This is a genomic window from Sphingobium bisphenolivorans, assembly GCF_000412635.1.
GTDB classification, from domain to species: Bacteria; Pseudomonadota; Alphaproteobacteria; order Sphingomonadales; family Sphingomonadaceae; genus Sphingobium; species Sphingobium bisphenolivorans.
This window is the reverse complement of record NZ_ASTG01000005.1, coordinates 116,642-141,228: the sequence shown is the minus strand read 5'-3', so window position 1 is coordinate 141,228 and position 24,587 is coordinate 116,642. Positions and strand designations below refer to the sequence as shown.

Sequence of the window (24,587 nt, the reverse complement as noted above, 5' to 3'; positions counted from 1 at the left end):
AGAGGGAGGGAGCCGCGTAGCGGCGGAAGGGTGAGGGCGATGCGCAACTACCGCGACTTGCCTTCCGGCTCGGTGGATCGAGCCAAGACTCTCCGTCGCAACGCAACTGAGGCTGAAAAACGCCTCTGGAACGCGTTGCGCGAGAAGCTCCCTGGAGCGAAGTTCCGTCGCCAGGTGCCGTACGGACCTTATGTTGCGGACTTTCTCTGTTTCGCTGCCAAGCTGGCCATCGAAGTGGACGGCGTGACGCATGCAGAGCGCACCGAACAGGACGCCGCGCGCAGCCGCTACTTCGAAGCGCAGGGCTATCATGTCCTGCGCTTCTGGAACCATGAAGTCATGGAAAATATCGACGGCGTCGTAGCGGGGATCGCGGCGCGCCTTTCACCCTCACCCTCCCACGCCTGACGGCGCGGGCCCCTCCCTCTCCCGGCGGGAGAGGGGTATAAGAATATTCGCGGAGTAACCACCATGCCTCTTCTTCAAGCCAGCAAGGTCTACAAGCCCTTCGAATATCCCTGGGCCTATGAATTCTGGAAGCGCCAGCAGCAGCTGCACTGGCTGCCGGAGGAAGTGCCGCTGGGCGAGGATTGCCGCGACTGGGCGCAGAAGCTTTCCGACCATGAGCGCAATCTGCTCACGCAAATCTTCCGCTTCTTCACCCAGGCCGATGTCGAGGTGCAGGATTGCTACCACGAAAAATATGGCCGGGTGTTCAAGCCGACCGAGGTCAAGATGATGCTGACCGCGTTCAGCAACATGGAGACGGTCCACATCGCCGCTTACTCGCATCTGCTCGACACGATCGGCATGCCGGAGAGCGAGTACAGCGCCTTCATGCAGTATAAGGAGATGAAGGACAAACACGACTATCTCCAGCAGTTCGGCGTCGACACGGACGAGGATATCGCCAAGACGCTCGCCATGTTCGGCGGCTTCACCGAGGGGTTGCAGCTCTTCGCCAGCTTCGCGATGCTGATGAACTTCCCGCGCTTCAACAAGATGAAGGGCATGGGCCAGATCGTCAGCTGGTCCGTCCGCGACGAGACGCTGCATTGCGAGGGCATCATCCGCCTGTTCCACGCCTTCGTGAAGGAGCGCGACTGCCTGACCAACGCGGTCAAGGAAGACATTATGGACATGTGCCAGAAGACGGTGCGGATCGAGGACGCCTTCGTCGATCTCGTCTTCGAAATGGGCCCGGTGCCCGGCATGACGCCCAAGGACATCAAGAAATATGTCCGCTACATCGCCGACTGGCGGCTGGGGCAGCTGGGCCTCAAGCCCATCTACATGATCGACGAGCATCCGCTGCCCTGGCTGACCCCGCTGCTGAACGGCGTGGAGCATGCCAACTTCTTCGAAACCCGCGCGACGGAATATTCGAAGGCAGCCACGCGCGGCCAGTGGAACGACGTCTGGGACGCCTTCGACCGCCGCAAGAAGCTCAAGAGCGGCGACGCCGCCAATGTGGACGAGGCTGGCGATCCGGACATGTTCAAGGCTGCGGGGATCGCGGCGGAGTAAGAAATGAGGATCGGGGATTGGGCTATAATCTTAGCAACGTTGGTCGGCCCGATTGTGGCAGTCGTTATCACGCTCTGGTACCAGAAGCGTGATAACGATTACTCCCGGAAAATTCAGATATTCCGATCCTTGATGCAATGGCGAGCGAATTGGCTGCACCCTGATTGGGTTGGTGCCTTGAACATGATCCCTGTAGAATTTTCGGGATGCACGGAGATAATCTCCGCGTTTAATGGCCTGATAGATAAGCTAAATGACCGCGGTTTTTCCGATGGGGGCGAACATTTGGGTCATGCATATCAACGCGCAGAGGCTGCCTTTGTTGAGTTAGTTCAACAAATTGGGGCGCGGTTGCGCATAGATTTGACGGGAGTGGACCTTCGTAGCCGTGTTTATGCTCCCCGGGGCTGGGCAGATGAGCAAGCATCAATCCAGTCGCTCAGGAGTGAAACCTTAGCTCTGTTGAGAGGTGAAACTGCCGTTAAGGTGGAGGTAGGCTACACAGTTCCGGCACGTGCTGTTGCGGCCCAGTGAAAGCTGATTGGAGCGACACATGGTGCGCCAAAAATGAAGGAACCGCTCCTGCGGTTCACTTATGCTTCCAATCGAATGGGGTAGCCGACTGCATCTGATCACAGAATGAACACCCCGTTTTGTTCCGTTCATGCAACGGCTCGTCGCCTCATGTGTTCTTCCTTGGCTGATCGAAATCAGAACAAGGAAACACCCCGATGAAGTTCAACCTGAAAGCCGCCATTGCCGCGCTTTCGCTGGGCGCGGTGACGTTGACGGCTGCGCCTGCGATGGCGCAGCGCCACGACGACCATCGTGATCGAGCCGCCTGGAGCAAGGACCGCTATGATCGTGACGATCGGCGCGGCGATCGCGACTGGAAGCGCGACGGCCGCCACGACAATGGCCGTCACAATGGCCAGTGGAAGCGCCCCGGCAGAACAGTCTATAATTATGACTGGAACCGGCCCGACCCGCGCTACGGACGGTCCTACCGCCCGGACCGCTATTACCGCACCGGCTATGAGCCGATCCGCGTGAACCGCAATATGCGCATCTATCGCGGCTATGACGATCGCTATTATTGCCGCCGTTCTGACGGCACCACCGGTCTGATCGTCGGCGCGGCGCTGGGTGGGTTGCTCGGCAACCAGCTGGATCGCGGCGGATCGAGCCTGTTGACCACCCTGATCGGCGGCGGCGCTGGCGCGCTGCTGGGCCGCGAGATCGATCGCGGCGGAGTGAGTTGCCGTTAACTACGGCACCAGGGCTGGCGCGAACCCGTCCACGGGCGCGCCAGCCCTTCTTTTATCAGCGCCGACCCAATCGAGCGGCCTTCCCGCTTGACGACGCGCAGAGTGCGGCCGTAGCGGTCGCGCTCCTGCCCCACCGGCTCCAGCGCGAAGCCGCCCTCGCTCAATAATGCCCGCAGCCGCTCGGTCGCGCGCGCGCCGAGTTCCGCCTCGGCCTCGCAGCGCGGTCCGTGCGTTTCCGGCGTGTCGATGTCCGCCACCCTGATCTTCTGCCCGCCGAACCAGAATGTGTCGCCATCCACCACGCAGTCGCCACGGATCGCACCGTGGCACAGCGCGAACCCGGACGCTGTTGCCGGTGAGGAAAGGGACAGGAGGGCGAGTGAGCAAGCAGCGAAGCGAACCATCAGGCGAGCATAGGAAGCTTGGTCCGCACCGCCCGCGCAAGCTGATCCACAGTTCCTCCGCTATGGAGGCTCATGGGAAAAGGCGTCGGTTGTAAGGCAAGCCGTTCGCGTTGTTCGAACGACGCCACTTGGTTCGATCGAACGTCGAAGGCTGCGCGCGTTCTTCGACCTCAGAACGAACGGAGTAGGACGTGTGCTGCTCAACAGGCTTTAATTACCTGAATCCGAAGTCCGCCTCATCGCTCCGTCACCCCGGGGTTGACCCGGGGTTCGGCTTCCTCACGCGCAGAGTGAAGAAAAGCGGGATCCCGGGTCGAGCACGGGATGACCAGGATGAAAGGAGCTTTGTTTCACCATATTCACGTCAGCCCTCATCCACTATGTCGGTAGGCTCCAGGCCTTCCTCGTCATCCTCAAGATCGGTCTGGCCGAGCGAGCTTTCCTCATCGTCCATCATCGGCTCGCCGAGATAGGCGTCATTGTCGATATGTCCGGAGCGGTTCATTTCCTCCATCCGCTCGACCAGATCGGGCGTGTCGTCGGGTATGATCTGCGCCGGGTTGGACTTGCCGCCGCGCTCGCTATCCTCCGACAAGTCGGTCGAGCGGACGCGGGCGTCGTCGGTCACCGTCTGCGCCTGCGATCCTTCGTCGCGCTGCTCGTCATTTTCTTCGATGCTGTCGGGAAAGCGGTCCTTGTCGGGCTGGTCCATGGCATGTCTCCTTTGCCACACCAACGGACCAGTGCCGCCGCCGTTCCTTGGGGCGCAAAAGCCACTGGACAGGGCGGGGCGAAAGCGGGCAAGAGCCGCCGCAATCCCCTTCGCACCGCAAAGGTCTTTCCATGCCCCGCCAGCTCATTACCTCCGGCTCGCCCTTCGAGGCGCAGGTCGGCTATTCCCGCGCCGTTGTCCAGGGCGACTGGTGCTTCGTCGCCGGCACCACCGGCACCGATCCCGAAACCAAGGCGATGCCGGAAAGCGTCGTTGATCAGGGCAGGAACGCGCTGAAGGTCATCGGCAAGGCGCTGGAAGACGCCGGCTTCTCGTTCGCGGACGTGGTGCGCGTGACCTATTATATCACCGACCCCGCCTATTGGGACGTGCTGGGCGAAGCGACCGCGTCCGTCTTCGGCGAGATTCGCCCTGCGGCCAGCTGCGTCGTCGTCGGCCTTATCAAGCCGGAAATGAAGATCGAGATCGAAGTCACCGCCTTCAAGGGATAATCCCATGCTCACCATGTACGGCATCAAGAATTGCGACACGATCAAGAAGGCGCGCAATTTCCTGGACAATAGCGGCAAGGCCTACAGCTTCCACGACTATAAGGTGTCGGGCGTCGACAAGGGCAAACTGGAGGAATGGGTGATGGAACATGGGTGGGAAACCATCCTCAACCGTTCCGGCACCACCTTCAAGGCGCTGGACGCGGGCGACAAGGCGCATATCGACGCGGAGAAGGCGATCCTGCTGATGACCGCCAACCCGTCGATGATCAAGCGCCCGATCCTGGACCTGGGCGACCGCACCATCGTCGGCTTCAAGGCGACCACCTATGAAGAGGCGCTGGAGCGCGTGAAGGCATGACCCTCGGGAGGATGCTCCGAACCATCGCCATCCTCCTCCTTGCTCTTTCCCCGGTGACGCAGGCCATGGCCGAACCCCTGATCATCGCGCATCGCGGCGCCAGCGGCGAGCGGCCCGAACATACGCTCGCCGCCTATGAGCGCGCCATCGATGAGGGCGCCGACTATATCGAGCCCGACCTTGTCCTCACCAGGGACGGGGTGCTCGTCGCCCGGCATGAAAATGAGATCAGCGGCACCACCGATGTCGCGGATCGTCCCGAATTTGCCGATCGCAAGACGGTGAAGACGATCGACGGCGCTTCGGTCACCGGCTGGTTCACCGAGGATTTCACCCTTGCCGAACTGCGCACCCTGCGCGCGAGAGAGCGGCTGCCGCAGCTTCGCGCGGCCAACAGCCGCTTCGATGATCTCTATCTGGTGCCGACATTCGAGGAGATATTGAAGCTGGTCCGCGCCAAGGAGGCGGAAGCCGGCCGCCGCATCGGCCTCTATCCCGAAACCAAGCATCCGAGCTATTTCGCCGGCATCGGTCTGCCCCATCAGGCGCCCTTGCTCGATCTGCTGAGCCGCTATGGCTATCAGACGGAGGCGGACCCGGTCTTCATCCAGTCGTTCGAAGTGGGCAACCTGAAGGCAATCCGCGCCGTATCGCGGCTGCGCCTGATCCAGCTTGTGGACAGTGAGGGCGGGCCTGCGGACCTGCCCGGCACCTCCTATGCCGACATGCTGACGCTGGAGGGATTGAAGCAGGTTGCCGACTATGCCGACGGCATCGGTCCGGCGGCGGGGCTGGTCCTCGCCCCGGAGGGAGCCACCGGTCTGGTCGCCCGCGCCCATGACGCAGGGCTGCAGGTCCATGTCTGGACGCTGCGCATGGAAAACAGCTTCTTGCCGTCCGCTTTCCAGCGGCCCAGCGATCCGCAGGGCAGGGGCGACTTTGCGGGCTATGTACGGGCGGTGGCCAAGACCGGCGTCGATGCCTTTTTCAGCGACTTTCCCGGACAGGCTCGCGCTGCGCTGACATCGGTCCCCTGAATGGCTTGTCAAATCGGCGGCGGAGGCGAATAACTGTCCCATGCTCTCGCAGAAGACCCGTTACGCCATCCGTGCTCTCCAACATCTGGCAGACCGATACCGACAAGGGCCCGTGCCCCTGAACGAGATCGCGACGCGCCAGAATATCCCGTCCAAATTCCTGACCGTGATCCTGTCCGAACTGGCGCGGGAGGGGCTGGTCGCGACGCAGCGCGGGCGGGACGGCGGCTACTGGCTGGCGCTGGCGCCGGTGGACATCAGCTATGGCGACATCGTCCGGCTGACGCGCGGGTCGCTGGCGCTGACGCCCTGCGCCAGCCGCTTCGCGCACGAGACATGCACCAACTGCCTGCCCGAATCGGAATGCCGGCTCCATCGCGTGATGCTGCGGGTGCGCGATGAAACGGCGAAGGTGCTCGACGGCATCAGCCTGGCCGAGCCGCTCGCGGCCGAGGAACTGTCGTAGCAGGGGCTTGCGCGGGGCGTGCGGCTTCGCCACATCTGGGCCATGATGACACCACCCCTCAAAGCCGCGCTGATTCCCGTGACACCGCTCCAGCAGAACTGCACCCTCTTCTGGTGCACGGCGACCAATCGGGGCGCCTTCGTCGATCCCGGCGGTGATCTGCCGATGCTCAAGAAGGCGGCGGAACAGCATGGCGTCACGATCGAGAAGATCCTGGTCACCCACGGCCACATCGATCATTGCGGAGAGGCCGGCATATTGGCGCGCGAGCTCAACGTGCCGATCGAGGGGCCGCATGAGGGCGACCGCTTCTGGATCGATCGTCTGGATGAGGATGGTGCGCGCTATGGCGTGAACGGCGAGGTGTTCGAGCCCGATCGCTGGCTTGACGATGGCGATCAGGTGAGCGTCGGCAATCTTGTGCTCGACGTCTATCATTGCCCCGGCCACACGCCCGGCCATGTGGTCTTCCACCATGCCCCCAGCAAGCTTGCCATCGTCGGCGACGTGCTGTTCCAAGGGTCGATCGGCCGCACCGATTTCCCGATGGGCAATCATCAGGACCTGATCGATGCGATCACGGGCAAGCTCTGGCCGCTTGGCGGCGATACCGCCTTCGTGCCGGGACATGGCCCGATGAGCAATTTCGCGCATGAGCGGCGCACCAATCCCTTCGTCGGGGACGCGGTGCTGGCCTGAGTCAGTCGCTGACCGCCAGAGCCGGCGGCGCAGGAATGACCCGCGTCGCCTGATAGGCGACAAGCAGCGCCGCGACCGCCAGCCCCACCATCACCGCCCAGGTCAGCAGCGCGCCGCCCGCTCGCCAGGGGTTGGGCGCGTCACGGTCCATGCCGAAGCCATGGCCGATTCGCGCAAGCACATAGAGCAGCGCCGCGCCCCACAGCCAGTTGGACGGGCCGAGCGCCAGCTCCACCAGGCCGAACAGGATCAGGATGATCGGCGTATATTCCGCGAAATTGGCGTGGGCGCGCATGCGCTTGCCCATCAGGCTGTTGCCGCCGTCGCCATGCAGCAGCTTTGCCCCCATCCTTACCCGGACGCACCGGCTCGCCAGCCACAGGTTCAGGAAGGCGCAGGCGGCCGCCAGCGTCAGCGTGATCGGCAGCAACATCGGCAAATCCCCTCAAGCGAATGATCTTTATGGCCGCACCATAAAGGGCGGCGGCGAGGGGGCAAGGAAGGACTTGCGCCTCTGCCAAAAAGCGCTATAGGCGCAGGGCTTCGCGATCATCCGGGCCGCATGGGTCTGCGGCGCCGTTGGCGTCGACATCCATCGGATACGGCCAGTCGCACTAACAGATCAATCTATGGAATAAGGTGCCGACATGGCTGTCCCCAAGAGGAAAACTTCCCCGTCCCGCCGTGGTATGCGCCGCAGCCACGATGCGCTGCGCGTCGAAGCCTATCAGGAATGCTCCAACTGTGGCGAACTGAAGCGCCCGCATAATCTGTGCGAAGGCTGCGGCCACTATAACGGCCGCGAAGTCGTGGCCGTCGGGGCCTGACAGCTGAATTTCTCCTGAAAAGGGTGCGTTAACTTGTCCAGTCAACCGCGAATCGCAATCGACGCGATGGGCGGGGATGAAGGCGTGCGCGTGATGATGGCGGGTGTTGCGCTCGCCCGTCACCGCCACGAAGGACTGCGCTTCACCCTTTTCGGAGACCAAGCGCGGATCAAGGCCGCGCTTGACGATCACCCGAACCTGCGTGCCGCGTCGGAGGTTGTTCACGCCCCCGATGTGGTCGATTCGGGCGACAAGCCCAGCGTCGCCATCCGCAAGAAGACCAGCTCGATGAGCATGGCGATCGCGGCGGTGAAGGCGGGTGAGTGCGGTGCTGCCGTCTCCGCCGGCAATACCGGCGCATTGATGGCGATGGCGAAGCTTGCCTTGCGCACCATGAAGGGCGTCGATCGCCCGGCGCTGGCCGCCATGCTGCCGACCCTTGGCGACAATGATGTGGTCATGCTCGACCTTGGCGCCAACACGGAATGCGACGCGCGCAACCTTGTGCAGTTCGCCGTGATGGGCGCGGCCTATGCCCGCATCGCCCTTGACCTGGAGCGCCCGCGCGTCCGGCTGATGAATATCGGCACGGAGGAGATGAAGGGCACCGAGGAAATCCGCGATGCCGCCGCCATCCTGCGCGCCGCGACCAGCCTGCCGCTGTCCTTCGAGGGCTTCATCGAAGGCGACAAGATCGGGCGCGGCGATGTCGATGTGATCGTGTCGGACGGCTTTTCCGGCAACGTTGCGCTCAAGACGGCGGAGGGGACCGCCCGCTTCGTCACCGACCTGCTGCGCACCGCCTTCACCAGCTCGATCCGCTCGAAGCTGGGCTTCCTGATTTCGAAGCCGGCGATGCACCTGCTCAAGCATCATCTCGACCCGAACAACCATAATGGCGCGGTCTTCCTCGGCCTCAACGGCGTCGTGGTGAAGAGCCATGGCAGCGCCAACGACAAGGGCGTCGCCAACGCGGTCCATGTCGCCGCGCGCCTGCTGGAAGAAGATATTACCCGGCGGATCGCCGCCGACATGCACGGGATCGAGGGGCTGACGGCCGCTGGGTCCAAGTTGGAGCTGCCTGCAAAGTGATCCGCCGATCCATCCTTCTGGGCACGGGCTCCGCCCTGCCGGCGCGCAAGGTCAGCAATGCCGAACTGGCCGAGACTGTCGACACCAGCGACGAGTGGATCGTTGAACGCACCGGCATTCGCAGCCGCCACATCGCGGGTGAAGGCGAAACCACCTCGACCCTTGCCACCGATGCGGCGCGCAATGCGCTGGAGGCAGCGGGGCTGAGCGCGCAGGACATCGACCTCATCATCCTCGCCACCGCGACACCCGACCAGACCTTTCCCGCGACGGCCACGATCGTGCAGGCGGCGCTGGGCATCAATGATTGCATCGCCTTCGACGTGGCAGCGGTCTGCTCGGGCTTCCTTTATGCCGTGACGGTCGCAGACAGCATGATCTGCTCGGGCGCGGCGAAAAGGGCGCTGGTGATCGGATCGGAAACCTTCAGCCGGATCCTTGACTGGGAAGACCGCACCACTTGCGTCCTGTTCGGCGACGGTGCCGGCGCGGTCGTACTGGGCGCTGAGGAAAGCGCGAATGGCAAGCGGGGCATCCTCGCTTCCAAGCTGCATGCCGACGGCCGCCACAACCAGCTTCTCTATGTCGATGGCGGCCCGTCCACCACCCAGACCGTGGGCAAGCTGCGGATGAGGGGGCAGGAAGTCTTCCGCCATGCCGTCACCAACCTGGCATCGGTTTTGACCGAGGTGATGGAAGCGGCGGGCCTGCCGCCGACCGAGATCGACTGGCTCATCCCGCATCAGGCCAATGCGCGCATCCTCGACGCCACCGCGCGCAAGCTCAAGCTCTCGCCCGACAAGGTCGTCATGACCGTCGATCGGCATGCGAACACCTCGGCCGCTTCGGTGCCGCTGGCGCTGGACCTCGCGATGCGGGACGGGCGTATCAAGCCCGGCGACCTGCTCGTGCTGGAGGCGATGGGCGGCGGCTTCACCTGGGGCGCCAGCGTTTTGCGCGTCTGATCCCGATCTTTCCCTGCCGATGCGGAAAATTCACCGGGTCTTCTGCCTGGCTCCGGGACGCTGCTCTCCATCTTGCAGAATCGCTTTGAATCGCGCACATTATCCAGTGATCATCCGCATTTAGGCTCGACGGTGATCAAGGTGGGGAAAGCCGATGACTGGGACAGGGACTTTGACGCGCGCGGATTTGGCAGAGAGCGTTAATCGTCATATTGGCTTGTCCAGGGCCGAGGCGGCAACGCTGATCGAATCCATATTGGAGCATATGTCTTCTGCGCTGGAGCGCGGGGAAAATGTGAAAATCTCCAGCTTTGGCACCTTCGTGCTGCGCGACAAGACGCAGCGGATGGGCCGCAATCCCAAGACGGGGGTCGAAGTACCGATCGAGCCGCGCCGCGTGCTGACCTTCCGCGCCAGCCAGACGATGCGGGACAAGGTCGCCTCCGCCTGACATAAGGCGCGTTTCGACCCGCCCCGTCGTTCCGGCGGTTGACCTGTCCGCAGCAGGGGATGCAACATCGCATTCATGGAAAAGGCTGACGGCGCATTTCTGACCATCAGTGAGCTGGCAAGCGAACTGGGGCTACCGCAACATATATTGCGCTACTGGGAAACGCGCTTCACCCAGCTGCGTCCGTTGCAGCGATCGGGCAATCGCCGCTATTACCGGCCGGCCGATGTCGATCTGGTGCGGCGCATCAATCATCTGCTGAATATAGAGGGCTTTACCGTCCGCGGCGCGCAGAAGGCGCTGGCGGACGGGAACGGGGACAGCCCGGTGCCTCAACCGGCCGTGAATGACGCAGGGCGCCCCGAAGCCGACCTGCTTCCCCGTCTGGAGGCAATCCGCGCGGCGCTGGCCCGCGCCATCGGCGAATAGGCTAGAGATCGCTCGCGTAGATCAGGTCGCGGAAAGGGACGCCGGCGACCATGAACAGCGTCTCGCCAATCTCCGCAAACCCATGGCGCGCATAAAAACGCTTCGCTCGGTCATTCTGCGGATAGACGGCCAATAGCAGCCGCGCGGCACCCTGCGCCTTTGCCTCATCCACCACCCGCTGCATCAGCGCGTCGCCATGGCCGGCGCCCTGCCAGCCGCCAAGCAGGTAGATGCGCTTGAGTTCGATATCGTCGGCACATGTTTCGGTCGGCAGGTCTGGCGGGGTCAGCATGGCATAGGCAACGGGCGCACGCAGCGGCGTTTCGCCGATCAGAATGGTGCATGCCGGATCGGCGAGGGCGGCCTCATAATAAGCGGGCCCATGCGCGTCCCGGATATGAGCGATCAGCGCTTCGCCGGGATGATCATGGGCGAAGCTGGCGAGGAATGTGGCCCCGCCCAGCACCGACAGGGCGGCTGCATCCTTGGGGCCGGCCCGCCGCCACAGGATCGGCGTCATTGCCGTTCAGCGCGAACCCGGCCCGAGTGCGGGGTCGAGGTCGCGTGGGCGCGTGAAGCTGGCGAGCGTGGCAATGTCCGGCTTGGCTTCGGTCCAGCGGTCGATCGGCAGGTCAAGCTCCGCGATGCTGGCGGTCGGAAACTTCACCTCCACATCCTCGCGCAGCGGCCCCGTGCCGTCGGGCACCAGGTCGAGGATCAGTTCCTCCAGCCCCGGATTATGCCCTGCCATCAGGACGCTGCCCGCGCTCTCGGGCAGATCGCGGATGACGTCGAACAGCGTCGGCGCGGAGGCGAGATAGATGCGCCGGTCCCATCGCGGGTCGATCGTCTCGCCATAGCCGACAAAAAATGTTTCCAGCGTCTGCACCACACGGACGGCGGGGGAGGCGACCAGCAGATCGAACCGCATGCCCCGCGACTGGGCGAACTGCCCCATCAATTGCGCCGCCTTCTCGCCCCGCCGGTTCAGCGGGCGGTCGAAGTCCCTGGCGACGGGATCGTCCCAGTCGGACTTGGCATGGCGCAACAGGGTCAACCGCTTCATTTTCGCTCCAGGTCGTGAGTGCCGGATTCGACGTCACGATGCCCTAACGAGAGAGGTCCGCCAAGGCTAGGGCGCGAATGGCTGCTCACCGCAATGATGGCTTCATCGAGCGTCAGGCGGCGGATCGGCGTGCCGGGCGGGAAGGCGCTGAGTAGGCGGCTGGGCATCGCGGCGGAGAGGATGACGAAGCTGCCCCGGTCCTCCGCCCGCCGGATGAGCCGTCCGAACGCCTGCGCCAGCCGCGCGCGGATTAGCCGGTCGTCATAGGCGGAGCCGCCGCCTGCCAGCTTGCGCGCAGCATGCAGCACGGTCGGCTTCGTCCAGGGCACGCCCTCCATCACCACCAGCCGCAGCGAATGGCCCGGCACGTCCACGCCATCGCGCAATGCGTCGGTGCCGAGCAGCGAGGCGCGCGGATCGTCGCGGAAAATGTCGATCAGCGTGCCGGTGTCCATCGGATCGACATGCTGCGCGTAGAGTGGCAGCCCCGCCCGCGCCAGCCGGTCGGCGATCCGCGCATGGACTGCGCGCAGCCGCCGGATTGCGGTGAAAAGGCCGAGCGTGCCGCCGCCCGCCGCCTCGATCAGCCGGGCATAGGCGCCCGACAGCGCCGCGATGTCGCCGCGCTTGATGTCGGTGACGATCAGCACTTCGGCGCGGCCGGGATAGTCGAAGGGGCTCGCCGCCTCGAACCGCTCCGGCCCGCGCGGGAGATGGGTGGTGCCGCTGCGCTTCTCCGCATTGTCCCAGTCGCCGCCGCCCTTCAGCGTCGCCGATGTGATCAGTACGCCCTGCGCCGGCTTCAGCACCGTTTCCGCCAAAGGCCGCGTCGGATCGAGCCAGTGGCGGTGGATGCCGATGTCATATTCCCGCCCCTCGACGCGGTCGACCGCCAGCCAATCGACGAAGTCCGCGTCGGCGGGGCCGCCAATCCGCGCCAGCAAGGAGAGCCAGGCGGTGATCAGGTCGCGCCGCCAGCCGAGCGAGGCGATCGCCCCCTCCACCCGCGCGCGCGCCGCGCCGTCCAGCCAATCGGGGGCTTCCTCGATCACCGCTTCCATCCGCTTGCCAAGGTGCGTCAGCGGCCTCACCAGCGCATCGAGCGCCCGGGCTGCCTCCTGCGCGGCCTCGACCAGCGCCCCGTCGGGCTCGGCAAGCTCGGTTTCCAGCCCATAGCCCGCGTCAGCCTCGCCCGTGTCGGCGGCGCGCGCATAGACGGTCGCGCGCACCGCCGCCAGCAGTTCCTCGACCGGGCCGAACGGCTCGCCCGCGACGATGCGCTTCAGCCATTCGTCGGCAGGCAGGGCGCGGGCTGCCTCGGCCGCCGCCCGGATTGCCTCGCCGCCCTGTTCGTCATAGCTGGCAAGGTCCGACAGGCGGGCGGCAAGGCCCCGCCTCCGGCCGCGCGAATTGCCCTCCGGCCCCATCACCCACCGGCGCAGTTCGATCGCCTCCTGCCCGGACAGCGCGACAGAGAAGGTCGAATCGGAGGCGTCGAACAGATGATGCCCTTCATCGAAGACGATGCGCTGCGGCGCCTGCCCTATTTCCCGCCCGCGCGCGGCGTTGATCATCACCAGCGCATGGTTGGCGATGACGATGTCCGCCTCCGCCGAGGCGCGCGCCGAGCGCTCGATGAAGCAGCGGCGATAATGGGGGCAGCCGGCATAGATGCATTCGCCCCGCCGGTCGGTCAGCGCGGTCGACCCGTTGCGGCGGAACAGGGTCGGCAGCCAGCCGGGCAGGTCGCCGCCCACCATGTCGCCATCCTTGGAGAAGGCGGCCCAGCGCGCCACCAGCTGCGCCAATATCGCCGCGCGTCCGGTGAAGCCGCCCTGCAACGCATCTTCGAGGTTCAGCAGGCAGAGATAATTTTCCCGCCCCTTGCGCACCACGACGCGCCGGGCCGCCGTCGCGGGATCCGGAAAGAGGCGCAGGGATTCGCGGTCTAACTGCCGCTGCAGCGCCTTGGTGTAGGTGGAAATCCACACCGTCCCCTGTGCCTCACCCGCCCAGAGCGATGCGGGCGCGAGATAGCCCAGCGTCTTGCCGATCCCCGTGCCGGCCTCGGCGAGCAGCATATTCGGTTGATCGCGATGCGCCTTGGGCCGGAATACCTCCGCCGCCGCCTTAGCATAGGCGCGCTGGCCCGGCCGCTCTTCCGCGCCGCTGCCGGTGAGGCTTTCCAGCCGCGCCAACACTGCGTCCGATTGCAGCGCGACGGTGCGCGGGGCGGGGCGGGGCGGGGCCTCCTCCCACTCCGGCAATTTGGAGAAGAGCCAGCGCTCCGCTTCGGCAGGGCGGGGGATACGGGGCGTGACCAGCGGCGCCCACGGCCAGCGTAGGCGCATCAGCGATTGAGCCGAAGTCCAGCCGCCTTCGCGCTCCGGCCAGCGGGGGGATGCCAGCGTGTCGAGCAGCTTGCCGGCCGCCGCCTGCAACAATGCGGGAATGTCCGCCTCATTGGCCGGGCGCTGCAGGTCGAGCGCCTCGGCAAGCCCCTTGGGCGTCGGCACCAGGAAGCGGGCCGGGTGGACGAAGGCCCACAGCTCCAGCAGGTCGAGGCCGTTCAGTTCGGGATAGCCGAGCCGCTGGCCGGCGAGCGGGGCGTTCAGTAGCAGCGCGGGGGTTTCAGCCGTGCGGGCGATCGCCATGCCCTTCGCCACCGCCTGGGTGGTGCCGCCTTCCCGCAGCCAGATGCCGCCATGGCTGGCGTGAAGGGCGGGCAGGGCGGCAGGGTCGATCACTTGCCCGGCTTTAGGCGAGCCGGAACAAAAGGGAAACTGAAAATCGCCGAATTCAGGCGACTCGCCGCCCGAAACCGCCAGCGCCGATCGGACGCGGCATGAAGGCGTTCGGCGTTGTTCCGGTCGCCCGTGCGATCTCCAGCCGGTCGAATAGAGGCCCGTCGCTCAGTTCATAGGGGAAGCGGAGGCCCATGCGATCCTGCTCCGACCACTGGACGATGCCGAACACGATATGCCCGTCATAATCGAGCTGGCACTGACTGCGGACCGGCAGGCTGCACCCCGTTATCTGGGCGCCTCCTTCGCTCAGGTCGACGATGATACCCTCCAGGCTGTCGAGCACGGACGTCACGACGACGGGGATATCGACGGCTGTTCTTTGACGGCTCCTCGGTATCATTATTCCTCCTGAGCCCCCTAAGCTCCGGATAAATATGGACCATCAGGGTTAATCAAAGTTAAAGTCGCGGGCTACCGGAGCACCATTCGTCTCCATTTCGGCACGAAAAGCCGGCTATGGTGATCGACAGCCGCCACATTTTTCTGAAGCCGCAGATGTTTCCATCCGGGTCGAAAATGCTCTAGGGGGCTGCCATCATGACCGTGTCCGACACCCACCGCACCGCCGCTCAGGCGTCCAAGGCCTGGCCCTATGAAGAAGCCCGCAAGCTCCTGAAGCGCTATCAGAACGGCGCGCCGGAGAAAGGCTATGTCCTGTTCGAAACCGGTTACGGGCCCTCTGGCCTGCCGCATATCGGCACTTTCAACGAAGTGCTGCGCACCACCATGGTCCGCAATGCCTATCATGCGCTTTCGGACATTCCCACGCGACTGATCGCGTTCAGCGACGACATGGATGGCCTGCGCAAGGTGCCGGACAATGTGCCCAATCAGGCGATGCTGGCCGAGCATCTGGGCAAGCCGCTGACGCAGGTGCCGGACCCCTTCGAAAAGTTCGAGAGCTTCGCGCATCACAATAACGCGATGCTGCGCGAATTCCTCGATCGGTTCGGCTTCGACTATGAATTTGTCTCGGCGACCGACCGCTACCAGTCCGGCGCGTTCGATGACGCGCTCCGCAATGTGCTGCGCCATTATCAGGACATCATGGACATCATGCTGCCGACACTGCGCAAGGAGCGGCAGGCGACCTATTCGCCGGTCCTGCCGATCAGCCCGAAGAGCGGTGTCGTGCTTCAGGTGCCGGTCGAGGTGCTGGACGCCGACGCGGGCCTCGTCCGCTTCGAGGATGAGGGCGAGGTCATCGAACAATCGATCCTGTCCGGCGGCGCGAAGCTGCAATGGAAGGTCGACTGGGCGATGCGCTGGGTTGCGCTCGGCGTCGATTACGAGATGGCGGGGAAGGACCTGATCGATTCGGTGACGCAGTCGTCGAAGATCTGTCGCGCGCTCGGCGCCCGCCCGCCCGAGGGTTTCAACTATGAGATGTTCCTCGACGAAAAGGGCGAGAAAATCTCCAAGTCCAAGGGCAATGGCCTCAGCTTAGACCAGTGGCTGACCTATGGCCCACAGGAGAGCCTGGCCTTCTACGCCTATCGCGAGCCGAAGAAGGCGAAGCAGCTGCACATGGGCGTCATCCCCCGGGCGGTGGACGAATATTGGCAGTTCCGGGGCAATTATCCCAAGCAGGCTATCGAGCAGCAGCTGGGCAATCCCGTCCACCACATCCATGACGGCAAGCTGCCGCAGGGCGAGTTGCCGGTGACCTTCGGCCTGTTGCTCAATCTGGTCGGCGTGATGGGCGACGCCAGCCGTGAGCAGGTCTGGGGTTATTTGCAGAATTACGTCCCCGGCTCCAGCGCGGAAACCTATCCCGAGCTGGACGCGCTGATCGGCCATGCGCTGGCCTATCATCGTGATTTCGTCGCGCCGACGCTCAAGCGCCGCGCGCCTGCGCCGAACGAAGCGGCCGCGCTATCTAAGCTGGACGAGGAACTGGCCGGCCTGCCCGACACCGCTTCGGCGGAGGATATCCAGAACATCGTCTATGCCATCGGCAAGGACGAGGCGTATGGCTTTGCCGAGCTGCGCGACTGGTTCAAGGCGCTGTACCAGACGCTGCTTGGCGCCGATCAGGGGCCGCGCATGGGCAGCTTCATCGCGCTCTACGGCATTGCCAACAGCCGCCGCCTGATCGCGGAAGCGCTGGCCGCCTGAGCGGAACCCTTGGGGAACATTCAGGTCCGGTAAACGTTCTAATAACTGGTCCACCCCCTTTCGGACTGATGGCGCGCCCTAGAGCGCGCTGTCGGCCGCGCCCGCTCGGAGACGAGCGGCGCGGCCAAGGGGAGGGGCCCCTTACGGGTCGCCTAAAAAGCAGAACGGCTCCGAACCCACGTAGGTTCGGAGCCGCTGCTTTTTTGGGATTTGGCGCTTCTTACCAGAAGAAGCCGCGATGCACCTCGACCACGCGGCCGGTCCGCACATTCACCAGCAGCACGTCATTATAGTGCCTCACCCACTGAAGGTTACGGCCGGGGCGCTGCAGACGATAGCGGTCATAGTCAGTGATATAGTAGCGCGAGTTGTAATAGCTTGGGCGCAGCTGCGAACCGGCTTCCCAGCGATTGTAGCGGAAGGGCGCGCGCCAGTTGCCGCCGCGATAGACGTCGCGGTGCGAGCGGCGATAGTCGCGCCAATCCTCGCGCAGCTCCTGCCGGGCATCGCGCACGTCGCGCCGCTGCTCGCGCACATCGCGGCGATCGCCATAGCGCTGGGCGTCGCGCAGTTCGCGCTGTTCCTGGCGCAGGTCGCGCGCACTGTCGCGCACCTCGCCTCGGGACTGCGCCATGACGGCGCTGGGCATCACGGCAGCGGCCATCAGGCCAAGGATGATCATCTTACGCATATTTTCTTCTCCCATCAGCGTGTCGCTGAACTGTGGTGACGGTAAAACCCTCATCTGCGAAATGGGTTTCCGCCGCCAACAGCATCCTTATGGGGGAGCGCCGCTGAACAGGCCGGGAATGAAGCTGTCAGCTATCAGTCATTTATGTCGCAATGTGTATCAGCCGTGCGAGCCTCTCATGCGGTCCATCTCCGCTCGCGAAACCATTTGGTGACGACATATTTGGTGCCGCTTTCCACCGGCCGCGCGGCGTGCAGGCTGAAGGGATTGGGCGCGCCCTCGCGGTCCAGATTGTTCCAGATGAGGATCATGCCCTCGACCGGCGGCACCATGAACTCGCAGCGGGGGAAATGCGTCTCACCCCCTGCCTCGACGGCTGAAAGATAGATCATCGCCGTCCAGCAGCGTTGCCCGCCGGTTTTCAGCATCGCCGGCCAATAGCTCGCCGTCACCGGGAAATAGTCGCAGTGGACCTTATATTCCTGGCCCGGCGTGTAGCGCTGCCCCTGCAGGCTTTCGCCATTTTCAGGCGACAGGCCGGTGAGCGCGCAGATGCGGTCGCTGACCGTCTTCACCAGGGGCTCCCAGGGGATGAGGTTGCAGCTGTGGCTGGTGCGGTAATCGGCATTGGCGCTGCCGGAAAAGAGAGTGGAGGGCTTCGCGTCGGCGTCGATCAGCGCCCGCAGCCCGGCAGTCTCCTCCCGCGACAGGAAATCCTGCCGTCCATAGATTTCCAGATGCGGCGAATCGATCCGGCTGACCATCGGATTGCGGTCCAGCCGTGCGCGTACGGCATCGCCGATCGCTGCCCGCGCCGGGGAAACGATGCCACCATCATCAACAAGGTCGGTCATGGCGCTTTCCTGCCATCGCTGGCGTCTCCCATGCAAATGAAAAGGGCCCGGAGCGCGGCTCCGGGCCCAGTTCTTCCTGAAGATCAGTTCAGGAGCCAATCAGCTCTTCCCCGCTTACCAGAAGAACTCGTGGATCACGTCGACCACATAGCCGTCGCGAATGTCGACCAGCAGCGCATCGTCATAATAGCGGATCCAGCGCAGCGTGCCGTAAGCGGGCGGCAGGCGGTAGGAATAAGGATCGTCGATCCAATAATTATTCGCGTAGAGCAGGCTGTTCAGGAAGATCCCGACGCTGAACCGCGAATAACCATAACCCCATCCGCTCGGCGCATAATAGCGCCCGATCCGATAGCGGTCGCCATAGCGTGAGCGATAGCTGGACCAGTCGTAGCGCCGGTCATTGCGCCAGCCGCTGTCCCAGCGCCGCTGCCCCGACCAGCGCGTCCGATCATCGAAGCGGCGGCCATCATTCCAGTTGTTTCCGCTCCAGGCGCGGCCGGTGCGGGTGTCGCGCCGGTCATTGTCGCGCCAGCGATTATCGTCACGCTGCCCGTCCCAGCGGCGGTCGCCCTGCCAATCGCGGCGGCCGTCGCGATTTCTGTCGTCACCGCGCTGCGTCACGTCGTAACGCTGCTCGGCGCGATTCCAGCGCATGTTGACGGAGGGAGCGCGCTGCTCAACCCGGCCCTCATTGCCGCGCCATTGCGGCTGAGCCTGCACCGCGCGGTCGCCGCCGCGCTGCTGCCAACGCCCTGCCTGCTGCTGCTGGCGCATCTCGCCGCCTTGCCACTGCCGCTGCGGACGCGCATCGCCGCCGCCGCGCGCGCCGCCATCGGCCCGGCCCGACTGTTCGCCGCCCCGGCCGCGCCAAGCGCCGCCTTCACCCCGCTGGGCATAAGCGGGCGCAATCCCGCCAAGGACTGTCGCGGCCATCAGTCCAGCCAGCATCATTTTCTTCAACATGCCATTTGCCTTCATTGTCTCTGGGGCGAGAAGCCCCGCATGCTTCCTGTTTATCTTTGTTGCGATGACATGATGCTGAACCTGTCTGTCAGCCTTCAGAAAGAATATCGATCCCCATGGTGGACATTGTTCGACTTTGGGCGCAGCGAGGTTTCTTTGCCAGAATTTTGGCCTTGGCGGGCCAGACATCTTCGCAAGGCTGATTCAGATCAAGGCGGAGATAGTAAACAGTTCCTAGGGATGTGATGTGACGAACCCGACCCATGCCGGCCGTGCCCGACAGGCCTTGCGACAGGCGACGACCGCCAGCCACCAGCGGGTCGATGATCTGTTTACCCATTTCACGCTGTCGGATGTGCGCAGCTATGCCTCTTTTCTGAGGGCGCATGCCCGCGCGCTGGTGCCGTTGGAGGCGGTGGCGCGGCCTGATGCCTCCCGGCTTGCCTTGCTGGCGGAGGATTTGGCCGCCCTGGGCGAGGTGCTGCCGCCCTCACTGGACATTAACGGGGCCGAGGGCGAGGGGTTTCGCTGGGGCGCGCTCTACGCGCTCGAAGGATCGCGGCTCGGCGGCGCGGTGCTGGCGCGGCGCGTCGGATCGGACCTGCCGCATGCCTATCTCTCGGCGGTGCATGACAAGGGTGGATGGATCGCCTTCCAGGAAAGACTAGACGCGGCGGCAGATGATGGTGACGCCGACTGGATGAACCAGGCGGTGCGCGGCGCGGAGGCTGCTTTCGGCCTGTTCGAGGCAGCGGCACGGGCGGAGATGGCTGCCGGCAATGGATGAGCGCGGCGAAACCCCTGCGGGTGGCTTCGACGTCGACCTGACAAATTGCGATCGCGAGCCGATCCATGTGCTCGGCCAGGTCCAGCCCTTCGGCTTCCTGATGGCGCTGACGGCCGACTGGCTGGTGTCGCGGGTTTCCGCCAACAGCGCCGATTTCATCGGCTTTGGCCCGGAAGAGATGCTGGGCAAGCCGATCAGCGGGATTTTTCGGGGCGAGGCGATCCACAGCCTGCGCAACCGCATCACCCTGCTGCGCGGACCCGACGCGGTGGAGCGCGCCTTTTCGCTGACGCTTATCGACGGCCTGCCGCCCTTCGACGTCGCCGTGCATTTTTCCGGTTCGCTGGTCGTGATCGAGGCCGAGCCTGCCTCCGCCGATGAACTGGAGGCGAGCAGCATGGTCCGGTCCATGGTGTCGCGGCTGGCGCAGACGGACGGGATGACCGCCTTCCTGCGCGACGGCGCGCGTCAGGTGAGGGCGCTCACCGGATTCGACCGGGTCATGGTCTATCGCTTCAGCGACGGGGGCGATGGGGAAGTGGTGGCGGAAGCGCTGCGCCCCGGCATCGATAGTTTCTTTGGACTGCATTACCCCGCGTCCGATATTCCGGTGCAGGCCCGCGCGCTCTACATGCGCAATATCTTCCGCGTCATCGCCGATGTGAAGGCGGTGCCGGTGCCGATCGTGCCACAGCTTGACCCATCCGGCGCCGCGCTCGACATGTCGCTCTGCCTCACCCGCGCGGTGTCGCCGATCCATATCGAATATCTCGGTAATATGGGCGTGGGCGCTTCGCTCTCCATTTCGATCATCGTCGACGGCAAGCTGTGGGGCCTGTTCGCCTGCCACCATTATGCGCCGCGCCTCCCGAGTTTCGCGCAGCGCAGCGCGGCCGAATTGTTCGGCCAGATCTTTTCGATGATGCTGGAGAGCCGCGAACGCAGCGAGACGGCGCTCTATGAGGGCAGGGCTCGGCAGGTGGCCGACCGGCTGATGTCCGCCGTGGCGCAGGACCATGATCTGCTGTCCAATGCGCGCTGGCTGGGCGACACCATCTTCGACACGATCCCGGCGGATGGGGTGGGCGTCTATGTCGATGGGCAGATGACCTTTTCCGGGCTGACGCCGGAGCCGGCAGCCTTCGCCGCCATCGTCGCGATGCTGAACCGCAATGCGGCGGGCCAACTCTTCACCACCGACAATCTGTCGAAGATCATGCCGGAGGCCGCCGCCTTTGCCGACCGCGCGGCCGGCCTGCTGGCTCTGCCCCTCTCGCGCCGCCCGCGTGATTATGTCGTGCTGTTCCGGGCGGAGCAGCTTCGATCGGTGCGCTGGGCGGGCAATCAGGAAAAGCATGTCGAATATGGTCCCCACGGACCACGCCTGACGCCGCGCAAGAGCTTCGAGGAATGGTCGCAGTTGGTGCGCGGCACCGCCATCCCCTTCAATGCCGCCGAGATGCGCGTCGCCGAAGCGCTGCGCAAGGCGCTGCTGGAAGTCGTTCTGCGGCTGGCCGACTCGGCCAATGAGGAGCGCCAAAGGGCGCATGAGAAGCAGGAACTGCTGATCGCCGAGCTCAACCATCGGGTCCGCAACATCCTGTCGCTGATCCGCGGGCTGATGTCCCAGACCCGGGACAGCGCAGGCTCGGTCGAGGACTTCATCGGCACGCTCGAAAGCCGGGTGCATGCGCTCGCCCGCGCGCATGACCAGATCACCGCAGACCGCTGGGCGCCCGCGCCCTTGCGCGACCTGATCGAAATCGAGGCCGCCGCCTATTTGGGTGATCGGCGAGACCGGGTCCGCCTGTCGGGTCCCAATGTGCTGCTGACCCCTGCCGCCTTCACGGTGCTGGCCCTCGTCATCCACGAGATGCTGACCAACGCCGCCAAATATGGCGCCTTGTCGGACAGCGGCAGCGTCATCATCGACTGGAAGGTCGATGCAGAAGGGAGCCTTTTGCTGCACTGGAGCGAGATCGGCGGGCCTGCCGTCGTCGCGCCGACGCGGCGCGGCTTCGGCTCGACCGTGATCGAGCGGTCCATCCCCTATGATCTCAGCGGCAAGGCGGAGATCCACTTTCGGCTTTCGGGACTGGAAGCGCATTTCTGCGTGCCGTCGGTCCATGTCGTCTCCGTCATGCCCGAGGCAGCGCGGGCAGATCGTCCGACTCCTCCTGCGCCGCCGACGCCCGAATTGCTCAAGGGCCGCAATGTCCTGCTGGTCGAGGACAATATGATCATCGCGATGGACGGCGAGGATGCGCTGCGCGATCTGGGCGCGGAGGTCATCACGGCGTCCAGTATCGGCCGGGCGCGCGAGGCGATCTCGCTCAACGATCTCGATTTCGCCGTGCTCGACTTCAATCTCGGCCATGAAACCAGCCTGCCGATTGCAGAGATGCTGGCGGAGCGGGGCGTCTCCTTCCTGTTCGCCACCGGATATGGCGACGGGCTGGAGGTGCCGGAGCGGTTCACGGACGTGCCGCTGCTCAAGAAGCCTTATTCCGGCGCCACGCTGGCACAGGCGATCGTTCCGGCGCTGGAGGCGGTGAAAGCCGGCTGAAACGCTTCGTTTCTCGCGCGGCGGCTTGCGCGCGCCCTGCGCTCCTCCGACCTTGCAGGCATGAAACAGCCAGCCATCTTCATCCCCCATGGCGGCGGTCCCTGCTTCTTCATGGACCCGACCGATCCTGAGCGCCCCCACAGCGACCCGATGTGGCATCCCATGCAGGACTATCTGGCCGGCCTTATCGCCAGCCTGCCGGAGCGGTCGCGCGCGATTTTGCTGATCTCGGGCCATTGGGAGAAGGAGCGCTTCACACTGCATGGCGGGCAGAAGCCCTCGCTCCTGTTCGACTATTACAACTTCCCGCCGCACACCTATCAGCTGCGCTGGGACGCCCCCGGCGCGCCGAGTCTCGCCCGGAGCGCCGCCGATCTGCTGGAACAGGCAGGCTTCCCCACCGGCTGGGAGGAGGAGCGGGGCTGGGACCATGGCGTCTTCATCCCGATGAAGGTGGCGCTGCCCGACGCGGACATCCCGGTGGCGCAACTCTCCCTTCGCAGCGACCTCGACCCGCAGGCTCATATCGCCGCGGGACGCGCCCTCGCGCCGTTGCGGGAGGAGGGTGTGCTGATCGTCGGTTCTGGCATGAGCTTCCACAATCTGCGCGTGCGCGGCCCCCAGGCGACGGAGCCGTCCCGTATCTGGGACGAGGCGCTCACCGAGGCGGTGACCGACCCCGATGCAGCCCGCCGCGCGGGGCGTGTCGCCCGCTGGGCCGATCTGCCCGAGGCCCGCTTCGCGCACCCGCGCGAGGAGCATCTGCTGCCGCTGATGGTTGCGCTCGGCGCGGGCGGAGACGATCCGGCCAAGCTGGATCATCGCAGTACCGTGCTGGGCTGGACCGTATCGGGTTACCGCTTCGGCTGAAAGCGGCTCAGCGCGGGAACGGTTCGCGCCGCGTCCTCCGGCGCGATCCCCGAGGGCGGCACGGCATCAACCTGCTCCTCGCCGCGCATGATGCGTCCTGCGCGCTGGATCGCGCCGCGCAGCCGGGGATAGATGCCGCAGCGGCAGATATTGGTGATCGCCGCGTCGATCTCTTCCTCGCTCGGATCATTGGTCCGCCGCAGCAGCACCGACGCCGCCATGATCATGCCCGGCACGCAATAGCCGCATTGCGAGACATTGTCGGCGGCGAACACCTGTTGCAGCGGATGGCCGCGATCGGGCGAAAGCCCCTCGATCGTGGTGACGAACTTTCCCTCCGTCGCGGCGATCGTGACCTGGCAGGACCGCACGGCCGCGCCGTCTATGTCCACTGTGCAGGCGCCGCAATCGCCCGTGCCGCAGCCATATTTGGTTCCGGTAAGGTTCGACGCATCCCGCAGCGCCCAGAGCAGCGGCGTCGCCGGGTCCATCCGATACTGAACCGGGCGGTCGTTGACGGTGAACTTCGTCATCGCGCCTCTTCCTCCTCCACCTTGTGGTAGAGAACCTCGTTGCGGATGTGGATGGTGCGCGACGCCAGCCGGATTTCCTGGATGAAGGTGCCGAACGCCGCCGCCTGCACCACCATCGCCAGGCTGAACAGGATGGCGATGGGGGTGCCGAGATGGGCGCCGAACAGATTGCCCGCGAACAGCAGGATGACGACCAGGCAGACCGCGCAGGCCGAGGCCACCGACAGGAAGATCGCGCCGTTCACCACGCTCATCCGCCGGTCGAGCACGCAGATCTCGCCGACCATCCGGTCATGCTCCTTGCCGCGCGAGGTGAGGATTTTGTCCTCCACCAGACGGGCGCGGTCGATGATCCGCGCGAGCCGGCCGACGCAGACGTTCAGGAAAGCGCCAATGCCTGCCAACAGGAAGACGGGTGCGAGCGCAAGCTGGATCGTTTGCGCGACCTGGGAAACTTGCGGAAGGGCGATCATCCGCGCGGGGCTTTCATCATAGTCGCTATCCAGCGCATAGCGGGAAGGATGGCAAGGCAGAAAAGGCCGGAGGCGGACGCCTTATGTGCTCCTGCGCAGGCAGGAG

At 64.7% G+C, this 24,587-nt stretch carries 30 protein-coding genes; 18 read left to right on the top strand and 12 right to left on the bottom strand.

Going from position 1 to position 24,587, the window contains the following annotated elements; all coding sequences use genetic code 11:
- Nucleotides 1–39 precede the first annotated feature (39 nt).
- From L858_RS0104840 to L858_RS0104825, 4 genes are all read left to right on the top strand, one after another.
- Nucleotides 40–408, top strand: a complete 369-nt coding sequence (locus L858_RS0104840) for an endonuclease domain-containing protein (RefSeq protein ID WP_022682024.1) — start codon at nucleotides 40–42, stop codon at nucleotides 406–408.
- A 63-nt stretch (nucleotides 409–471) separates the two neighbouring features.
- On the top strand, nucleotides 472–1,527 hold the full coding sequence (locus tag L858_RS0104835; protein ID WP_022682023.1) for a ribonucleotide-diphosphate reductase subunit beta: 1,056 nt from the start codon (nucleotides 472–474) through the stop codon (nucleotides 1,525–1,527).
- A 3-nt stretch (nucleotides 1,528–1,530) separates the two neighbouring features.
- Complete coding sequence (locus L858_RS22525) at nucleotides 1,531–2,061, top strand: DUF6680 family protein (protein WP_022682022.1); 531 nt, start codon at nucleotides 1,531–1,533, stop codon at nucleotides 2,059–2,061.
- A gap of 197 nt (nucleotides 2,062–2,258) precedes the next feature.
- Complete coding sequence (locus L858_RS0104825; RefSeq protein ID WP_022682021.1) at nucleotides 2,259–2,795, top strand: glycine zipper 2TM domain-containing protein; 537 nt, start codon at nucleotides 2,259–2,261, stop codon at nucleotides 2,793–2,795.
- Here the strand turns inward: L858_RS0104825 and L858_RS0104820 are convergent.
- Nucleotides 2,792–3,199 carry a thermonuclease family protein gene (locus L858_RS0104820; protein ID WP_022682020.1) on the bottom strand — a complete coding sequence of 136 codons (408 nt, stop codon included), beginning with the start codon at nucleotides 3,197–3,199 and terminating at the stop codon, nucleotides 2,792–2,794. The two genes, L858_RS0104825 and L858_RS0104820, sit on opposite strands and share 4 nt — an antisense overlap.
- A 364-nt stretch (nucleotides 3,200–3,563) precedes the next feature.
- Nucleotides 3,564–3,911 (bottom strand): hypothetical protein, encoded by a 348-nt coding sequence (locus L858_RS0104815; protein WP_022682019.1) that lies wholly within the window; start codon nucleotides 3,909–3,911, stop codon nucleotides 3,564–3,566.
- Nucleotides 3,912–4,042: 131 nt separating this feature from the next.
- Between L858_RS0104815 and L858_RS0104810 the strand changes: the two genes are divergently transcribed.
- The 5 genes from L858_RS0104810 to L858_RS0104790 are packed head-to-tail and all read left to right on the top strand — an operon-like array spanning nucleotide 4,043 to nucleotide 6,986.
- Nucleotides 4,043–4,423 carry a RidA family protein gene (locus L858_RS0104810; RefSeq protein WP_022682018.1) on the top strand — a complete coding sequence of 127 codons (381 nt, stop codon included), beginning with the start codon at nucleotides 4,043–4,045 and terminating at the stop codon, nucleotides 4,421–4,423.
- A 4-nt stretch (nucleotides 4,424–4,427) separates the two neighbouring features.
- Nucleotides 4,428–4,784: an ArsC family reductase gene (locus L858_RS0104805; RefSeq protein ID WP_022682017.1), complete on the top strand. Its 357-nt coding sequence runs from the start codon at nucleotides 4,428–4,430 to the stop codon at nucleotides 4,782–4,784.
- Nucleotides 4,781–5,821 carry a glycerophosphodiester phosphodiesterase gene (locus tag L858_RS0104800; protein WP_028055827.1) on the top strand — a complete coding sequence of 347 codons (1,041 nt, stop codon included), beginning with the start codon at nucleotides 4,781–4,783 and terminating at the stop codon, nucleotides 5,819–5,821. The genes L858_RS0104805 and L858_RS0104800 overlap by 4 nt, the downstream gene beginning before the upstream one ends.
- Before the next feature lie 40 nt (nucleotides 5,822–5,861).
- The gene (locus tag L858_RS0104795) at nucleotides 5,862–6,287 is read left to right on the top strand and encodes an RrF2 family transcriptional regulator (protein ID WP_022682015.1); all 426 of its coding nucleotides are present in this window, start codon (nucleotides 5,862–5,864) and stop codon (nucleotides 6,285–6,287) included.
- Nucleotides 6,288–6,329: 42 nt separating this feature from the next.
- Nucleotides 6,330–6,986 (top strand): MBL fold metallo-hydrolase, encoded by a 657-nt coding sequence (locus L858_RS0104790; protein ID WP_028055826.1) that lies wholly within the window; start codon nucleotides 6,330–6,332, stop codon nucleotides 6,984–6,986.
- Between the two features lies 1 nt (nucleotide 6,987).
- On the opposite strand, the gene L858_RS0104785 is transcribed toward L858_RS0104790, so the two are convergent.
- Nucleotides 6,988–7,419: an MAPEG family protein gene (locus L858_RS0104785; RefSeq protein ID WP_022682013.1), complete on the bottom strand. Its 432-nt coding sequence runs from the start codon at nucleotides 7,417–7,419 to the stop codon at nucleotides 6,988–6,990.
- Between the two features lie 214 nt (nucleotides 7,420–7,633).
- Between L858_RS0104785 and rpmF the strand changes: the two genes are divergently transcribed.
- From rpmF to L858_RS0104760, 5 genes are all read left to right on the top strand, one after another.
- A complete protein-coding gene (gene rpmF, locus L858_RS0104780) occupies nucleotides 7,634–7,813 on the top strand; it encodes a 50S ribosomal protein L32 (protein ID WP_022682012.1) in 180 nt (59 codons plus the stop codon).
- A 33-nt stretch (nucleotides 7,814–7,846) separates the two neighbouring features.
- Entirely contained in the window at nucleotides 7,847–8,905 is a 1,059-nt protein-coding gene (gene plsX, locus L858_RS0104775) for a phosphate acyltransferase PlsX (protein ID WP_022682011.1), read from the top strand.
- Nucleotides 8,902–9,870 carry a beta-ketoacyl-ACP synthase III gene (locus tag L858_RS0104770; protein ID WP_022682010.1) on the top strand — a complete coding sequence of 323 codons (969 nt, stop codon included), beginning with the start codon at nucleotides 8,902–8,904 and terminating at the stop codon, nucleotides 9,868–9,870. Before plsX ends, L858_RS0104770 begins: the two co-directional genes overlap by 4 nt.
- Nucleotides 9,871–10,024: 154 nt before the next feature.
- The gene (gene ihfA, locus L858_RS0104765) at nucleotides 10,025–10,321 is read left to right on the top strand and encodes an integration host factor subunit alpha (RefSeq protein WP_022682009.1); all 297 of its coding nucleotides are present in this window, start codon (nucleotides 10,025–10,027) and stop codon (nucleotides 10,319–10,321) included.
- Nucleotides 10,322–10,396: 75 nt separating this feature from the next.
- On the top strand, nucleotides 10,397–10,750 hold the full coding sequence (locus tag L858_RS0104760) for a MerR family transcriptional regulator (protein WP_022682008.1): 354 nt from the start codon (nucleotides 10,397–10,399) through the stop codon (nucleotides 10,748–10,750).
- A gap of 1 nt (nucleotide 10,751) precedes the next feature.
- Here the strand turns inward: L858_RS0104760 and L858_RS0104755 are convergent, their stop codons facing one another.
- Genes L858_RS0104755 through L858_RS0104740 form a run of 4 tightly spaced genes read right to left on the bottom strand, consistent with a single transcriptional unit; the run spans nucleotide 10,752 to nucleotide 14,963 of the window.
- Nucleotides 10,752–11,270, bottom strand: a complete 519-nt coding sequence (locus tag L858_RS0104755; protein ID WP_022682007.1) for a GNAT family N-acetyltransferase — start codon at nucleotides 11,268–11,270, stop codon at nucleotides 10,752–10,754.
- 6 nt (nucleotides 11,271–11,276) lie between these two features.
- Entirely contained in the window at nucleotides 11,277–11,816 is a 540-nt protein-coding gene (locus L858_RS0104750; RefSeq protein ID WP_022682006.1) for a SixA phosphatase family protein, read from the bottom strand.
- A complete protein-coding gene (locus L858_RS0104745; protein WP_022682005.1) occupies nucleotides 11,813–14,563 on the bottom strand; it encodes an ATP-dependent DNA helicase in 2,751 nt (916 codons plus the stop codon). Before L858_RS0104745 ends, L858_RS0104750 begins: the two co-directional genes overlap by 4 nt.
- A gap of 52 nt (nucleotides 14,564–14,615) precedes the next feature.
- Nucleotides 14,616–14,963 (bottom strand): PilZ domain-containing protein, encoded by a 348-nt coding sequence (locus L858_RS0104740; RefSeq protein WP_022682004.1) that lies wholly within the window; start codon nucleotides 14,961–14,963, stop codon nucleotides 14,616–14,618.
- A 197-nt stretch (nucleotides 14,964–15,160) separates the two neighbouring features.
- On the opposite strand from L858_RS0104740, the gene L858_RS0104735 reads away from it, so the two are divergent.
- Nucleotides 15,161–16,741 (top strand): lysine--tRNA ligase, encoded by a 1,581-nt coding sequence (locus L858_RS0104735; protein WP_022682003.1) that lies wholly within the window; start codon nucleotides 15,161–15,163, stop codon nucleotides 16,739–16,741.
- Nucleotides 16,742–16,961: 220 nt separating this feature from the next.
- On the opposite strand, the gene L858_RS0104730 is transcribed toward L858_RS0104735, so the two are convergent.
- The 3 genes from L858_RS0104730 to L858_RS0104720 all read right to left on the bottom strand — a co-directional run bounded on the left by L858_RS0104730 (nucleotide 16,962) and on the right by L858_RS0104720 (nucleotide 19,252).
- A complete protein-coding gene (locus L858_RS0104730; RefSeq protein WP_028055823.1) occupies nucleotides 16,962–17,432 on the bottom strand; it encodes an RcnB family protein in 471 nt (156 codons plus the stop codon).
- Between the two features lie 176 nt (nucleotides 17,433–17,608).
- Nucleotides 17,609–18,286, bottom strand: coding sequence for a prolyl hydroxylase family protein (locus L858_RS0104725; RefSeq protein ID WP_022682001.1), 678 nt, complete (start codon nucleotides 18,284–18,286; stop codon nucleotides 17,609–17,611).
- Between the two features lie 114 nt (nucleotides 18,287–18,400).
- Complete coding sequence (locus tag L858_RS0104720) at nucleotides 18,401–19,252, bottom strand: RcnB family protein (protein WP_037504384.1); 852 nt, start codon at nucleotides 19,250–19,252, stop codon at nucleotides 18,401–18,403.
- A gap of 247 nt (nucleotides 19,253–19,499) precedes the next feature.
- On the opposite strand from L858_RS0104720, the gene L858_RS0104715 reads away from it, so the two are divergent.
- Genes L858_RS0104715 through L858_RS0104705 form a run of 3 tightly spaced genes read left to right on the top strand, consistent with a single transcriptional unit; the run spans nucleotide 19,500 to nucleotide 23,475 of the window.
- A complete protein-coding gene (locus L858_RS0104715; protein WP_022681999.1) occupies nucleotides 19,500–20,039 on the top strand; it encodes a biliverdin-producing heme oxygenase in 540 nt (179 codons plus the stop codon).
- Nucleotides 20,032–22,605, top strand: a complete 2,574-nt coding sequence (locus L858_RS0104710; protein WP_022681998.1) for an HWE histidine kinase domain-containing protein — start codon at nucleotides 20,032–20,034, stop codon at nucleotides 22,603–22,605. The genes L858_RS0104715 and L858_RS0104710 overlap by 8 nt, the downstream gene beginning before the upstream one ends.
- Nucleotides 22,606–22,665: 60 nt before the next feature.
- A complete protein-coding gene (locus L858_RS0104705) occupies nucleotides 22,666–23,475 on the top strand; it encodes a DODA-type extradiol aromatic ring-opening family dioxygenase (RefSeq protein WP_022681997.1) in 810 nt (269 codons plus the stop codon).
- Here the strand turns inward: L858_RS0104705 and L858_RS0104700 are convergent.
- Together L858_RS0104700 and L858_RS0104695 are read right to left on the bottom strand one after the other, a co-directional pair.
- Nucleotides 23,460–24,008 carry a (2Fe-2S)-binding protein gene (locus L858_RS0104700; RefSeq protein WP_022681996.1) on the bottom strand — a complete coding sequence of 183 codons (549 nt, stop codon included), beginning with the start codon at nucleotides 24,006–24,008 and terminating at the stop codon, nucleotides 23,460–23,462. The genes L858_RS0104705 and L858_RS0104700 overlap by 16 nt on opposite strands.
- On the bottom strand, nucleotides 24,005–24,481 hold the full coding sequence (locus tag L858_RS0104695) for a DUF2721 domain-containing protein (RefSeq protein WP_022681995.1): 477 nt from the start codon (nucleotides 24,479–24,481) through the stop codon (nucleotides 24,005–24,007). The genes L858_RS0104700 and L858_RS0104695 overlap by 4 nt, the downstream gene beginning before the upstream one ends.
- Nucleotides 24,482–24,587 lie beyond the last annotated feature (106 nt).

Excerpts from the sequence above, each read along its gene's own strand:
- L858_RS0104815 (WP_022682019.1), bottom strand. The coding sequence starts at position 3,911 with ATGGACCAGCCCGACAAGGACCGCTTTCCCGACAGCATCGAAGAAAAT.
- L858_RS0104795 (WP_022682015.1), top strand. The coding sequence starts at position 5,862 with ATGCTCTCGCAGAAGACCCGTTACGCCATCCGTGCTCTCCAACATCTG.
- L858_RS0104700 (WP_022681996.1), bottom strand. The coding sequence starts at position 24,008 with ATGACGAAGTTCACCGTCAACGACCGCCCGGTTCAGTATCGGATGGAC.
- L858_RS0104825 (WP_022682021.1), top strand. The coding sequence starts at position 2,259 with ATGAAGTTCAACCTGAAAGCCGCCATTGCCGCGCTTTCGCTGGGCGCG.
- L858_RS0104805 (WP_022682017.1), top strand. The coding sequence starts at position 4,428 with ATGCTCACCATGTACGGCATCAAGAATTGCGACACGATCAAGAAGGCG.
- L858_RS0104835 (WP_022682023.1), top strand. The coding sequence starts at position 472 with ATGCCTCTTCTTCAAGCCAGCAAGGTCTACAAGCCCTTCGAATATCCC.
- L858_RS0104720 (WP_037504384.1), bottom strand. The coding sequence starts at position 19,252 with ATGTTGAAGAAAATGATGCTGGCTGGACTGATGGCCGCGACAGTCCTT.
- rpmF (WP_022682012.1), top strand. The coding sequence starts at position 7,634 with ATGGCTGTCCCCAAGAGGAAAACTTCCCCGTCCCGCCGTGGTATGCGC.
- L858_RS0104740 (WP_022682004.1), bottom strand. The coding sequence starts at position 14,963 with ATGATACCGAGGAGCCGTCAAAGAACAGCCGTCGATATCCCCGTCGTC.
- L858_RS0104730 (WP_028055823.1), bottom strand. The coding sequence starts at position 17,432 with ATGCGTAAGATGATCATCCTTGGCCTGATGGCCGCTGCCGTGATGCCC.
- L858_RS0104800 (WP_028055827.1), top strand. The coding sequence starts at position 4,781 with ATGACCCTCGGGAGGATGCTCCGAACCATCGCCATCCTCCTCCTTGCT.
- L858_RS0104750 (WP_022682006.1), bottom strand. The coding sequence starts at position 11,816 with ATGAAGCGGTTGACCCTGTTGCGCCATGCCAAGTCCGACTGGGACGAT.
- ihfA (WP_022682009.1), top strand. The coding sequence starts at position 10,025 with ATGACTGGGACAGGGACTTTGACGCGCGCGGATTTGGCAGAGAGCGTT.
- L858_RS0104840 (WP_022682024.1), top strand. The coding sequence starts at position 40 with ATGCGCAACTACCGCGACTTGCCTTCCGGCTCGGTGGATCGAGCCAAG.
- L858_RS0104710 (WP_022681998.1), top strand. The coding sequence starts at position 20,032 with ATGGATGAGCGCGGCGAAACCCCTGCGGGTGGCTTCGACGTCGACCTG.
- L858_RS0104785 (WP_022682013.1), bottom strand. The coding sequence starts at position 7,419 with ATGTTGCTGCCGATCACGCTGACGCTGGCGGCCGCCTGCGCCTTCCTG.
- L858_RS0104760 (WP_022682008.1), top strand. The coding sequence starts at position 10,397 with ATGGAAAAGGCTGACGGCGCATTTCTGACCATCAGTGAGCTGGCAAGC.
- L858_RS0104705 (WP_022681997.1), top strand. The coding sequence starts at position 22,666 with ATGAAACAGCCAGCCATCTTCATCCCCCATGGCGGCGGTCCCTGCTTC.
- L858_RS0104755 (WP_022682007.1), bottom strand. The coding sequence starts at position 11,270 with ATGACGCCGATCCTGTGGCGGCGGGCCGGCCCCAAGGATGCAGCCGCC.
- L858_RS0104790 (WP_028055826.1), top strand. The coding sequence starts at position 6,330 with ATGATGACACCACCCCTCAAAGCCGCGCTGATTCCCGTGACACCGCTC.
- L858_RS0104725 (WP_022682001.1), bottom strand. The coding sequence starts at position 18,286 with ATGACCGACCTTGTTGATGATGGTGGCATCGTTTCCCCGGCGCGGGCA.
- L858_RS22525 (WP_022682022.1), top strand. The coding sequence starts at position 1,531 with ATGAGGATCGGGGATTGGGCTATAATCTTAGCAACGTTGGTCGGCCCG.
- L858_RS0104735 (WP_022682003.1), top strand. The coding sequence starts at position 15,161 with ATGACCGTGTCCGACACCCACCGCACCGCCGCTCAGGCGTCCAAGGCC.
- L858_RS0104810 (WP_022682018.1), top strand. The coding sequence starts at position 4,043 with ATGCCCCGCCAGCTCATTACCTCCGGCTCGCCCTTCGAGGCGCAGGTC.
- L858_RS0104695 (WP_022681995.1), bottom strand. The coding sequence starts at position 24,481 with ATGATCGCCCTTCCGCAAGTTTCCCAGGTCGCGCAAACGATCCAGCTT.
- L858_RS0104820 (WP_022682020.1), bottom strand. The coding sequence starts at position 3,199 with ATGGTTCGCTTCGCTGCTTGCTCACTCGCCCTCCTGTCCCTTTCCTCA.